The following is an 11,896-nucleotide window of genomic DNA, read 5'->3' as shown; positions in this document are numbered from 1 at the left end:
GGCGGGGGCGCGCCCGGGCGGGCGCGGGGAGGTGGGGTGCGGACACGACGACGGCGCCCGCCCCACGCGAGGTGGGACGGGCGCCGTCGGGGGTGCTACTTGCCGGCGTTCGCGCCGCGCTTGCCGAAGCGCTTCTCGAATCGGGCCACGCGGCCACCGGTGTCGAGGATCCGCTGCTTGCCCGTGTAGAACGGGTGGCAGGCCGAGCACGTCTCGACCGTCAGCTGACCGCCCGGTGCCGTGCTGCGGGTGGTGAAGGTGTTCCCGCAACCACAGGTGACCGTGGTGACGTCGTAGTGCGGGTGGATGTCGGGCTTCATGTCGCCTCTTCCGGGGAGTCCGTGCCGTTCAGGTGGTCGAACGCCGGCGGCTGTCCGTGGATTCCGGGCCGCGCGGCGCAGGCTCGGTCGGCCAGTATCCCAGACCGGTGAGCTCCGCCGGTGGGCGGCCCGTCCCCGGGCCGCCCACCGGCAGCGGCGGCCCCGCTGCAGGTCCCGCCGCGAGCCTGCGAGCGGTGGGGGGCAGCGGCGGCCCCGTCCCGAGGCTCACCCCGAGCGTGCGAGGGGTGAGGAGGACGGGGTCCTTTCTCAGTCGTTCGCGCCCAGCGTCGTCTTCTGGATCTGCATGAGGAACTCGACGTTGTTGCGCGTCTTCTTCAACTTGTCGAGCAGCAGCTCCAGCGCCTGCTGCGGCTCGAGCGCGGCGAGCACCCGGCGCAGCTTGATGACGATGGCCAGCTCGTCGGGCGACATGAGGATCTCCTCCTTGCGCGTGCCCGACGCGTTGACGTCGACGGCCGGGAAGACCCGCTTGTCCGCCAGCCGGCGGTCCAGCTTGATCTCCGCGTTACCGGTGCCCTTGAACTCCTCGAAGATGACCGTGTCCATCGTGGACCCCGTCTCCACCAGCGCCGAGGCGATGATGGTCAGCGAGCCGCCGTTCTCGATGTTGCGGGCGGCGCCGAGGAAGCGCTTGGGCGGGTACAGCGCCGTGGAGTCCACACCGCCGGAGAGGATGCGCCCGCTGGCGGGGGCGGCCAGGTTGTAGGCGCGCCCGAGGCGGGTGATCGAGTCCAGCAGGACGACGACGTCGTGGCCCATCTCGACCAGGCGCTTGGCCCGCTCGATGGACAGCTCGGCGACCGTGGTGTGGTCCGACGGCGGCCGGTCGAAGGTCGAGGCGATCACCTCGCCCTTCACCGAGCGCTGCATGTCGGTGACCTCCTCGGGCCGCTCGTCGACGAGGACGACCATGAGGTGGCACTCGGGGTTGTTCGCGGTGATCGCGTTGGCGATCGCCTGCAGCACCATCGTCTTGCCGGCCTTGGGCGGGCTGACGATCAGCGCGCGCTGCCCCTTGCCGATCGGCATGACCAGGTCGATGACCCGGGTGGTCAGCTGGTGCGGCTCGGTCTCCAGCCGCAGCCGCTGCTGCGGGTAGAGCGGGGTCAGCTTGGTGAACTCGGGCCGCTGCCGGGCCTGCTCGGGGTCGAGCCCGTTGACGGTGTCCAGCCGGACCAGGGCGTTGTACTTGTCCTTGCGCTCGCCCTCGCGCGGCTGGCGGACGGCGCCGGTGATGGCGTCGCCGCGCCGCAGGCCGTAGCGGCGGACCTGCGACAGGGACACGTAGACGTCGTTGGGCCCGGTCAGGTAGCCGGAGGTGCGGACGAACGCGTAGTTGTCGAGGACGTCGAGGATGCCGGCGACCGGCAGCAGCACGTCGTCCTCGCTGACCGCGGGCTCGTTCTGCTCGAAGCGCTCGCGCCCGCCGCGGCGGTTGCGGTCGCGGTACCGGCGGCCCCGGCGGCCGCGGCCGCCCTCGAAGTCGTCGTCGTCCTCGTCGTTGCGGTTGTCCCCGCGGTCGTTGCGGTTGTCCCCGCGGGTGTCGGTGCCCCGGTCGGTGCGGTTGTCCGGCCGGCCACCGCGGCCACCCTGCTCGGGGCCGCGGTTGCCGTCGCGGCCGCGGTCGCCGCGGTCGTCGCGGCCGCGCTCCGGGCGGTCGCCGCCGTCCCGGCCGCCGCGGTCGTCCCGGTTGGCGCGGTCGTCGCGGCCGCGCTCCGGGCGGTCGCCGCCGTCCCGGCCGCCGCGGTCGTCGCGGCTCCCGCGCTCGGGGCGCTCGCCCCGCTCCTCACGGGCGCCGCCGTCCCGGCCGCGGCCGCGGGCGCGCTCCGGCCGGTCACCGTCGGTGGTCTCGCCCGCGGGCGTGTCGCCGCGGGAGGGCGCGGTGGTGCCGGCCGCGGGGGCGTCCGGGGTCTCGACGCGCGGCGCGGGCGCCGGGGCGGTGCCGCCGACGGCCTCGTCGGGCCGGGCGGCCCCGCGGGCGTCCGTGCCGGGGGTGTCCGAGCCGGCCCCGGCCGGGCTGTCAGCGGTGGGCGCACCGGCCGGCCGGCTGGCCGCGCGGCGGCGCCGCGGGGCGGGGGCCTCGGCCGGCTCGATGGCCGGGCCGCTGTTCGCCCCCCCGCTGACCGGCGCCTCGAGGGGTGCGGCGTCCCGGGCGGGCGGGACGTCGCTCGCCGGCCGGGGCTCGGCCGGTGCCGCCCCGCCGACCTGGCGGGCGGAGATGGCGGCGACGAGGTCGCCCTTGCGCATCCGGCCGGTGCCGGTGATGCCGAGTTCGGCCGCCAGGCGCTGCAGCTCGGGCAGCAGCATCCCCGACAGCCCGCTGCCGCGGCGGCGGGTGGTCCTCCCGGCCGCACCAGGAGCGGCAGGTGCCTCGCCCGTGCCGCTCTGCGGCGTGACGGCGAGGTCGGTGGTCTCGCTCACGTACAGGTCCTTCCCTGCGAGAGACCTGCGCCTACCAGCGCAGGGGGTGACCCGGTCCCCCCGCCTCTGCCACGGTCCTGGACAGACGGGGGGACGAGATCGAGTAGGTGCGAGGCGGAATCTGCGGCGACGGGATGGATCGTCAGCAACGCCCCGCGCGAGGCTCGCCCGAGAGGGCGGCTACCTCGTGAGCCTAATCCGCGCCCACGGACACGACAACACTGGTCGGAACCGGTGTGTTCCTCGTTATCCAGACGATACCCGAGGTGCGCCACCCACGACGCACGCGCCCCGTCCGTCGACGGGCAGCACGCGCACCGACCACCCGGAAGGGGTGAGTCCTGCCACGTCCCGTACCCCGGACGGGTGGTCGGCCGCCTCCCCCGGCCCCCGGCGGACGAGGACCAGCACGCTCGGGCCGGCGCCGGACACGACCGCGGCGTGGCCCGCCGCGCGCAGCCGGCCGAGCAGCTCCGCCGTCCCCGGCATGGCCGCTGCCCGCTGCGCCTGGTGCAGTCGGTCCTCCGTCGCGTCGAGGAGCAGGTCCGGCGCGGCGGTCAGCGCGTGGGCCAGCAGCGCCGACCGCGCCGCGTTGAAGGCGGCGTCCCCGTGCGGGACGAGCTCGGGCAGCAGGCCGCGGGCCACGTGCGTCGACAGCGTGGCCCCCGGCACCAGGACGACCGGGACGACGTCGGGGTGGACGGGCAGCCGGACCGCGCGCGGGCCGGCGGGGGTCGTCCACGAGAGCGTGGCCCCGCCGAGCAGGCACGGCGCGACGTTGTCGGGGTGGCCCTCCAGCTCGGTGACCAGCCGGAGCACGGCGTCGTCGTCCCGCTCCGCGTGGGGGCACAGCTCGGTGGCGCCGACCACCCCGGCGACGACGGCGGCCGCGGAGGACCCCATGCCCCGCCCCTGCGGGATCCCGTTGTCGGCGGCGACCCGCAGGCCCGGGGGGTGCCAGCCGAGCACGTCGCAGGCCGCGCGGAAGGCGCGGACGACGAGGTGCGACTCGTCGGCGGGCAGCGCGTGCTCCCCCTCGCCGGTCATCGCGACCTCGAGCCCGCCCGCGGTGACGGCGAACTCCACGACGTCGTGGCAGGCCAGCGCCAGCCCGGCGCAGTCGAAGGCCGGCCCCAGGTTGGCCGAGGTCGCCGGGACGCGGACGCGGACCGGGCTCACAGTCCGAGCTTCGCGGCCGCGGCGGCGGCGTCCACCGGCACGGTGACCGGCGCGGGCGCACCGGAGATGGCCCAGTCCGGGTCCTTGAGCCCGTTGCCGGTGACCGTGCAGACCACCCGCCGGCCGGGCTCGAGCCCGCCCGCCTCGGCGACCTGCAGCAGCCCGGCGACCGACGCCGCCGACGCCGGCTCCACGAAGACGGCCTCGGTGCGGGCCAGCAGCCGGTAGGCGGCGAGGATCGCCCGGTCGGTGACCGCGTCGATGCGGCCGCCGGACTCGTCCCGGGCGGCCAGCGCCTTGGTCCACGACGCCGGGTTGCCGATGCGGATCGCCGTCGCGATGGTCTGCGGCTGCTCGACGACCTGCCCGGACACGATCGGCGCGGCACCGGCGGCCTGGAAGCCCCACATCCGCGGCCGTCTCGTGGCCGGGCCGTCGTCGGCGTACTCGCGGTAGCCCTGCCAGTACGCGGTGATGTTGCCGGCGTTGCCGACCGGCAGGCAGTGGATGTCGGGCGCGTCACCGAGGACGTCGACGACCTCGAACGACGCCGTCTTCTGCCCCTCGATGCGGAACTGGTTGACGCTGTTGACCAGGCTGACCGGGTAGTCGATGGCCAGCTTGCTGGCCAGTGCGAGGCAGTCGTCGAAGTTGCCGTCGACCTGCAGCAGCTTGGCGCCGTGCACCAGCGCCTGGGCGAGCTTGCCGAGCGCGATCTTGCCCTGCGGCACCAGCACGGCGCAGACCAGCCCGGCGCGGGCGGCGTAGGCGGCGGCGCTGGCGCTGGTGTTGCCCGTGGAGGCGCAGATGACCGCCTGCGAGCCCTCCTCCACGGCCTTCGTGATGGCCATCGTCATGCCGCGGTCCTTGAACGACCCGGTCGGGTTGGCGCCCTCGACCTTGAGGTACACCTCGCAGCCGGTGCGGCGGGAGAGCTCCGGGGCCGGCACCAGCGGGGTGGCGCCCTCCTGCAGGGTCACCACGGGGGTCGTGTCGCTGACCGGCAGCCGCGCGCGGTAGGCCTCGATGAGCCCGGGCCAGGCCGGGGAGACGGCGCCGCGCACCGGCAGGCCGCGGCTCACGACAGCCCCTCCACCCGCAGGACGCTGGTGACCCCGCGGACGGCGGGCATGTCCCGCAGCGCGTCGACCGTGGCCGACAGCGCGGCGTCGGGTGCGCTGTGGGTGACGATGACCAGCGTGGCGGCGTCCCCGTGCCCGTCCTGCCGCACCGTCGCGATGCTCACCCCGTGCCGGGCGAACTCCTGCGCCACGGTCGCCAGCACGCCGGGCCGGTCGGCCACGTCGAGGCCCACGTGGTAGCGGGTCGGCGTCTCGGCGATCGGCCGGGCCGGCAGCCCGGCGTAGGTGGTGACCCCGGGGCCGGCCACGCCGGCGACCCGGTTGCGCGCCACGGCGACCAGGTCGCCGAGGACGGCGCTGGCCGTGGCGTCCCCACCCGCGCCCTGCCCGTAGAACATCAGCTGCCCGGCCGCCTCGGCCTCGACGAAGACGGCGTTGAACGCACCGCCGACGGCGGCCAGCGGGTGCGTGGTCGGGATCATCGCGGGGTGCACGCGGACGGCGACCGAGTCGCCCCCGCCGTTCACCACCCGCTCGCAGATGGCCAGCAGCTTGACCGTGCAGCCGATCTCGGCGGCGCGGGCGACGTCGGTCGCGGTGATCGCGCTGATGCCCTCCCGGTGGACGTCGGCGGCGGTGACCTCGGTGTGGAAGGCCAGGCTGGCGAGGATCGCGGCCTTGGCGGCGGCGTCGAACCCGTCGACGTCGGCGGTCGGGTCGGCCTCGGCGTACCCCAGCTCGGTGGCCTCGGCCAGCGCCTCGGTGAACCCGTGCCCGGTCTCGGCCATCCGGGAGAGGATGTAGTTCGTCGTCCCGTTGACGATGCCGACGACCCGGCGCAGCTGGTCACCGGCCAGGGACTCGCGCAGCGGGCGCAGCATCGGGATCGCACCGGCCACGGCGGCCTCGTAGTAGAGGTCCACGCCGGCCTTCGCGGCGGCGGCGTGCAGGGCGCTGCCGTCCTCGGCGAGCAGCGCCTTGTTGGCGCTGACCACGGACTTGCCGGCCTCGAAGGCGGCCAGCAGCAGCGAGCGCACCGGCTCGATGCCGCCGATGACCTCGACGACCAGGTCGACGTCGTCCCGGGTGACCAGCCCGTGCGCGTCGGTGGTCAGCAGGTGCGGCGGCACCTCCGGGTGCCGGTCGGGCCGGCGGACGGCGACGCCGGCGACCTCCACCGGCCGGCCGATGCGGGCGGCGAGGTCGTCGGCCTGCTCGCCGAGCAGCCGCAGGACCGCGCCCCCGACGGTGCCGCAGCCCAGCAGCGCGACCGTGAGCGGGGTGCTCACGAGGTCGTCCCGACGGGGTGCTCGGGCGCCGGCTGGTCGATCGCCGGGGAGGGCGCGGGGACGTCGGTGAGGACGGCGTCGAGGGCGAACACGTCCGACAGTGTCTGACGGCGCACGATCTCGGTGGCCACGCCCTCCCGGACGGCGACCACCGGGGGCTTGAGCAGGTAGTTGTAGTTGCTCGCCATCGACCAGCAGTAGGCGCCGGTGGCCGCGACGGCCAGCAGGTCACCGGGCTGCACGTCCGAGGGCAGCCAGAGGTCGCGGACCAGCACGTCACCGCTCTCGCAGTGCTTGCCGACGACCCGGCACAGCGCCGGAGGGGCGTCGGAGACCCGGTTGGCCAGCACGCAGGTGTAGGCGGCGTCGTAGAGGGCGGTGCGGATGTTGTCGCTCATCCCGCCGTCGACGGAGACGTAGTTGCGCACGAGCGGCGCGCCCGGGGTGCCGCTGGCGCCCAGCCGCACCGGCTTGATGGTGCCGATCTCGTAGAGCGTGACGGTGCCGGGGCCGGCGATGGCCCGGCCGGGCTCGACGGCCAGCCGCGGCACGGGCAGCCCGACCATGGCGCACTCGGCCTCGACCACGGCGCGCAGCCGGCGGGCGACGTCGGCGGGGCTGACCGGGTCGTCCTCGGCCAGGTAGGCGATGCCGAACCCGCCGCCGAGGTTGAGCTCCCCGAGCACCTCGCCGGTGGCCTGGTGCACCTGGCCCAGCAGCCCGACCACGCGGTGCGCGGCCGCCTCGAAGCCGGCGGTGTCGAAGATCTGCGACCCGATGTGGCTGTGCAGCCCGGCCAGCCGCAGCGCCGGCTCGCGGATGACCCGCACCGCGGCGGTCAGCGCGTCGCCGGTGGCCAGGGAGAAGCCGAACTTCTGGTCCTCGTGGGCGGTGGCGATGAACTCGTGGGTGTGCGCCTCGATGCCGACGGTGGAGCGCACGAGCACCGGCACCGGCGCGCCGCCGGCGGCCACCCGCGCCGCGGCCAGCGGGACCAGCCGGTCGATCTCGTCGAAGGAGTCGAGGACGACGCGCCCGATCCCGGCGTCGACGGCCAGCCGGAGCTCGACCGGGGACTTGTTGTTGCCGTGCAGGGCGATCCGCTCCGGCGGGAACCCCGCGGCCAGCGCCAGGGCGAGCTCGTTGCCCGAGCAGGCGTCGAGGTGCAGGCCGTCCTCGGCGATCCAGCGCGCCAGCTGCCCGCACAGGAAGGCCTTGGAGGCGTAGTGGACGTCGGCGCCGTCGAACGCCGTCGCGAAGTCGGCCGCGCGGCCGCGCAGGTCGGTCTCGTCGAGCACGAACAGCGGCGTCCCGTGGGTGCGGGCGAGCTCGGTGACCGGCCGGCCGCCGAGGTGGACCTCGCCGTCCACCCGCCGCGCGGTGCGCGGCCAGACGTGCGGGTCGAGGGCGCCGAGGTCCGCGGGCGGCGCGCCGGCGGGGGTCGGCTGCGCGATGCTCCCGTGCAGCGGACCGGCGGGGTGCGCTCTCACATCCGCTCCGGCGCGCTGACGCCCAGCAGACCCAGGCCGTTGCGGAGCACCACCGCGGTCGCCGCGCACAGCCACAGCCGGGCGACGTTCAGGGCCGTCGCCTCCTCGTCGCCGCGCGGCAGCACGCGGCACGAGTCGTAGAAGCGGTGGTAGGTGCCGGCCAGCTCCTCGAGGTACCGGGCGACCCGGTGCGGGGCGCGCAGCTCGGCGGCCGAGGTGACCACCCGCGGGAACTCGCCGATCGCCCGCAGCAGGTCGTTCTCCCGGTCGTGGGTGAGCTGACCGGCGTCGACGCCGTCGGCGGCGGGCGGGTCGAAGCCCGTGGCGAGCCCCAGGTCGGCGGCGTTGCGCAGCACCGAGGAGATCCGGGCGTGCGCGTACTGCACGTAGAAGACCGGGTTGTCGCTGGTCTGCCGGCTCCACACGTCGATGTCGATGTCGATCTGCTGGTCGACCGAGGCCCGCGCCAGGGCGTAGCGCGCCGCGTCGACGCCGATCGCGTCGACCAGGTCCGACAGCAGGACGATCGTCCCGGCCCGCTTGCTCATCCGGACCGGCTCCCCGCCCCGGAGCAGGTTGACCAGCTGGCCGATGAGGATCTCGAGGTGGCGGTCGGGGTCGTCACCGGTCGCCGCGACCAGCGCCCTGTACCGGCCGACGTAGCCGGAGTGGTCGGCGCCGAGCATGATCACGACCCGGTCGAACCCGCGCGCCCGCTTGTCCAGGTAGTAGGCGCAGTCGGAGGCGAAGTAGGTGGTCTCGCCGTCGGCCTTGACCAGGACGCGGTCCTTGTCGTCGCCGAAGTCGGTGGTCCGCAGCCACACCGCGCCGTCGGTCTCGTAGACGTGCCCCTGCTCGCGCAGCCGGGCCAGCGCCTTGTCGAGCGCGCCCGAGCCGTGCAGCGACAGCTCGCTGAACCACACGTCGAAGTCGACGCCGAAGTCCGCCATCGACCGGCGGATCTCGTCGAGCATCAGCTCCACGCCGCGGTCGCGGAAGACCTGCAGCTGCTCGGGCCCGGCCCGCTCCAGCAGGTCGGGGGTCCCGGCGACGACGGACGCCGCGATGTCGGCGACGTAGGTGCCACCGTAGCCGTCCTCGGGGACCGGCCGGCCCGTCGCCGCCGCCTGCAGGCTGCGGGCGAACCGGTCGATCTGCGCGCCGGCGTCGTTGATGTAGTACTCGCGGGTCACGTCGGCGCCGCCGGCCTCGAGCAGCCGGCCGATGGCGTCGCCGACGGCGGCCCAGCGGCTGCCGCCGATGTGCACCGGCCCGGTCGGGTTGGCCGAGACGAACTCCAGGTCCACCCGCTGCCCGGCCAGGGTGGCGGTGCGGCCGTAGGCCTCCCCCGCGGTGACCGCGTCGACGGCGATCCGGCCGAGGGCCCCCCGGGCCAGCGTGATGTTGAGGAACCCGGGGCCGGCCACGTCGACGGCGGCGATGCCCTCGTGCCCGCGCAGCTCCGCGGCGAGGACCTCGGCGACCTCGCGGGGCGGGCGCCCGGCCGGCTTGGCCAGGCGGAGGGCGACGTTGGTGGCGTAGTCGCCGTGCTCGGGGTTCTTCGGCCGCTCGACGAGGACGTCGCCGGGGACCTCGACGGGCAGCACGCCACGCTCGACGGCGGCGGCCAGGGCGGTCCGGACGACGTCGCGCAACTGCTCCGGTGTCACCGCGCGATCGTACGCAGCGGGACGCGGCGCCCCTGCCGCCCGCCCCGGTGCCGGCGCGCGCTGCCAGGGACCTCCCAGCCGACCGCCCTAGACTGGCCTCCCGGGAGCCGCCCCGGGCTCCCGGGGCCGGCGCACCGCGCGGCCCGTCGAGGACGAGCGCGAGGAGCACCCGTGGCCAAGGACCGCAAGCCCCAGGACGGCCGCGCGCGCGGCGGGTCCGGACGGTCCGGCTCCGGAGCCCGCCCCGCGGCCGGGGGCCGGCCGGCCGGTGGCCGCACCCGCCCGCCCGCCACGAACGTCGTCACCCCGCAGCGCCCGTGGGGGCTGATCGCCGCCGCGATCGCCGTCGTGGTCTTCGCCGCCGCCGTCATCACCTACGCGGTGGTGCAGGTCAACGAGGCCGAGGCCAACCGCATCGACTCCATCGACGAGATCGACGGGGTGGCGGCCTTCGACTACGCCGCCGGGCAGGAGCACGTCGCCACCCCGGTCCAGTACGAGCAGTCGCCCCCGGTCGGCGGGCCGCACGACGGCGAGTGGGCCGACTGCACCGGCACCGTGTACGACGTCGACATCCGGCACGAGAACGCGGTGCACAGCCTCGAGCACGGCGCGGTGTGGATCACCTACGACCCCGACGCCCTCAGCGAGGACCAGGTCGCCACGCTGGCCGACGTGGCCGGCGAGTCGGGCCGGATGCTCTCGCCCTACGCCGGCCTGGACTCCCCGGTCAGCCTGCAGTCCTGGAACCACCAGCTGAAGGTCGACTCGGTCGACGACCCGCGGATCGAGCAGTTCGCCGACTTCATGACCTTCAACGCCGAGTTCTACCCGGAGGTCGGGGCCAGCTGCGAGAACCCGACCTTCATCAGCGACCCCCTGACCGTGGACGACGCCAGCCGCGGCAGCGACGCCATGACCACCGACGCGCCGACCACCCCGACGGCCGAGGGCACGGGTACGCCGTGACCGCCGCGGACCGGCCGCTGCGCGCGGCCCTGCTCGGGGTCATCGCGGTGGCGCTGGTGCTGCTCGGCGGTGGCGCCGCGGTCGCCCTCGGCATCGGCCGGGACGAGGCACCGGGCGCGGACTCCGTCGACGTCGGCTTCGCCCGCGACATGTCCCGCCACCACCTGCAGGCCGTCGAGATGGCCAACCTCGTCCCCGAGCGCAGCACCGACCCGGAGATCCGGCAGCTGGCCTTCGACATCGCCGAGACCCAGCAGAACCAGGTCGGCCGCATGCAGGGCTGGCTGTCGCTGTGGGGGGTCGCCCCCAGCGGTGGCGCGACGATGGCGTGGATGAGCGGGCCCGCGGCGGGCGGGCACGCCGGGCACGATGCGTCGGCCGCGGACGGCGCGCCCATGCCCGGCATGGCCACCGACGAGGAGCTGGCCGCCCTGCGGGGGCTGTCGGGGACGGAGTTCGACGTCGAGTTCCTGCGGCTGATGATCCGCCACCACCAGGGCGGCGCGGAGATGGCCCAGTACGGCGCGGAGCACGCCCAGGAGGCCGCCGTCCGGAACCTCGCCGACTCGATGGCCCAGACCCAGGCGGCCGAGACGACGACCATGACCCGCATGCTGACCGCGCGCGGCGGCACCCCGCTCCCGGCGCCCTGAGAGCCGCCGTCCGGACCGCCGGGGCGGGCTGGTAGTTTCGTCGTCGCCCCACGGACGAGCCCCCGTAGCTCAGGGGATAGAGCACCGCCCTCCGGAGGCGGGTGCGCAGGTTCGAATCCTGCCGGGGGCACCACGCGAAAGCGCTGGTCAGTTGGCCACACTGTCGATCAGTTCGACGCCGGATCGAGCGTGTAGAGGTCCGGAGTCCGCAAACTGTCCGCAGAACGTTCGCGGACCATCCGCGCAGCGAGGTCCAATCCCTCCGCTACCGCGTCGAGATCCTCATCGAAGAGGTCGGCGTACGTGTCCAACGTCATGGCGGCCGAGGCGTGCCCGAGCATCCGTTGCACCGCCTTCACGTTGGCACCGGATGAAACGGCCAGGCTTGCGGCCGTGTGCCGAAGCTCGTGCGGCACGAGTCCCTCGAGCCCCAGCGACTGGGCGGCCCGGTCGAAGCCCGCCCTGCGGAACACCCGGTTGCGCAGTACTCCCCCGGCCCGAAGGCCGGTGAAGACGAGATCCTCGGGTCCCCGGGCGGCCAGCTGGTCGCGCAGATCCTCGGCGATGAAGGCCGGGATGGGAACCGATCGGCGCTCGTACCCCTTGGGGACGCCCCAGGTCAGCAGTCCGTCAACCTCGACGACCGATTCGGCGACCTCGATCCGGCGCCGACTCAGCCTCGATCCACCGTCGGATAGGCGTGTGACTGCGCGTCGGAAAGCACGAATGCCCCTCTGAGCAGGAACGATGTGGCTTGTCTAAGGCCCAAATCGTCCGCGCAGAAGGGCATCCGCTGGATGCG

At 75.0% G+C, this 11,896-nt stretch carries 10 protein-coding genes and 1 tRNA gene; 3 read left to right on the top strand and 8 right to left on the bottom strand.

From position 1 onward, the window contains the following. Window positions 1-95: 95 nt before the first annotated feature. From rpmE to argS, 7 genes are all read right to left on the bottom strand, one after another. The gene (gene rpmE, locus D0Z06_RS19685) at window positions 96-320 is read right to left on the bottom strand and encodes a 50S ribosomal protein L31 (RefSeq protein ID WP_117379250.1); all 225 of its coding nucleotides are present in this window, start codon (window positions 318-320) and stop codon (window positions 96-98) included. Window positions 321-587: 267 nt separating this feature from the next. After that, on the bottom strand, window positions 588-2,762 hold the full coding sequence (gene rho / locus D0Z06_RS19680) for a transcription termination factor Rho (RefSeq protein ID WP_117379249.1): 2,175 nt from the start codon (window positions 2,760-2,762) through the stop codon (window positions 588-590). A gap of 246 nt (window positions 2,763-3,008) precedes the next feature. Then, on the bottom strand, window positions 3,009-3,941 hold the full coding sequence (gene thrB / locus D0Z06_RS19675; protein ID WP_117379248.1) for a homoserine kinase: 933 nt from the start codon (window positions 3,939-3,941) through the stop codon (window positions 3,009-3,011). After that, the gene (gene thrC, locus D0Z06_RS19670) at window positions 3,938-5,023 is read right to left on the bottom strand and encodes a threonine synthase (RefSeq protein ID WP_199522433.1); all 1,086 of its coding nucleotides are present in this window, start codon (window positions 5,021-5,023) and stop codon (window positions 3,938-3,940) included. The genes thrB and thrC overlap by 4 nt, the downstream gene beginning before the upstream one ends. Then, the gene (locus tag D0Z06_RS19665; protein ID WP_117379247.1) at window positions 5,020-6,312 is read right to left on the bottom strand and encodes a homoserine dehydrogenase; all 1,293 of its coding nucleotides are present in this window, start codon (window positions 6,310-6,312) and stop codon (window positions 5,020-5,022) included. Before D0Z06_RS19665 ends, thrC begins: the two co-directional genes overlap by 4 nt. Continuing rightward, on the bottom strand, window positions 6,309-7,802 hold the full coding sequence (gene lysA, locus D0Z06_RS19660; RefSeq protein WP_117379246.1) for a diaminopimelate decarboxylase: 1,494 nt from the start codon (window positions 7,800-7,802) through the stop codon (window positions 6,309-6,311). The genes D0Z06_RS19665 and lysA overlap by 4 nt, the downstream gene beginning before the upstream one ends. Next, window positions 7,799-9,472 (bottom strand): arginine--tRNA ligase, encoded by a 1,674-nt coding sequence (gene argS, locus D0Z06_RS19655; RefSeq protein ID WP_117379245.1) that lies wholly within the window; start codon window positions 9,470-9,472, stop codon window positions 7,799-7,801. Before argS ends, lysA begins: the two co-directional genes overlap by 4 nt. Before the next feature lie 171 nt (window positions 9,473-9,643). Here argS and D0Z06_RS19650 point away from each other — a divergent pair, with 171 nt between their 5' ends. From D0Z06_RS19650 to D0Z06_RS19640, 3 genes are all read left to right on the top strand, one after another. After that, on the top strand, window positions 9,644-10,441 hold the full coding sequence (locus D0Z06_RS19650) for a DUF3105 domain-containing protein (protein WP_117379244.1): 798 nt from the start codon (window positions 9,644-9,646) through the stop codon (window positions 10,439-10,441). Beyond that, complete coding sequence (locus tag D0Z06_RS19645; RefSeq protein ID WP_117379243.1) at window positions 10,438-11,094, top strand: DUF305 domain-containing protein; 657 nt, start codon at window positions 10,438-10,440, stop codon at window positions 11,092-11,094. Before D0Z06_RS19650 ends, D0Z06_RS19645 begins: the two co-directional genes overlap by 4 nt. 58 nt (window positions 11,095-11,152) lie before the next feature. Beyond that, window positions 11,153-11,227 (top strand) — tRNA-Arg (locus D0Z06_RS19640). A 34-nt stretch (window positions 11,228-11,261) separates the two neighbouring features. Here the strand turns inward: D0Z06_RS19640 and D0Z06_RS19635 are convergent. Then, the gene (locus D0Z06_RS19635; protein ID WP_233517831.1) at window positions 11,262-11,717 is read right to left on the bottom strand and encodes a tyrosine-type recombinase/integrase; all 456 of its coding nucleotides are present in this window, start codon (window positions 11,715-11,717) and stop codon (window positions 11,262-11,264) included. Window positions 11,718-11,896 lie beyond the last annotated feature (179 nt).

This window comes from Geodermatophilus marinus (assembly GCF_003428645.1).
Taxonomy (GTDB): Bacteria; Actinomycetota; Actinomycetes; order Mycobacteriales; family Geodermatophilaceae; genus Geodermatophilus.
The sequence above is the reverse complement of the archived record's forward strand: the minus strand, read 5'-3'. Positions and strand labels throughout refer to the sequence as shown.

What these genes read in the sequence shown, in the direction of transcription:
- rpmE (WP_117379250.1), bottom strand. Translation starts at nt 320, where the DNA reads ATGAAGCCCGACATCCACCCGCACTACGACGTCACCACGGTCACCTGT.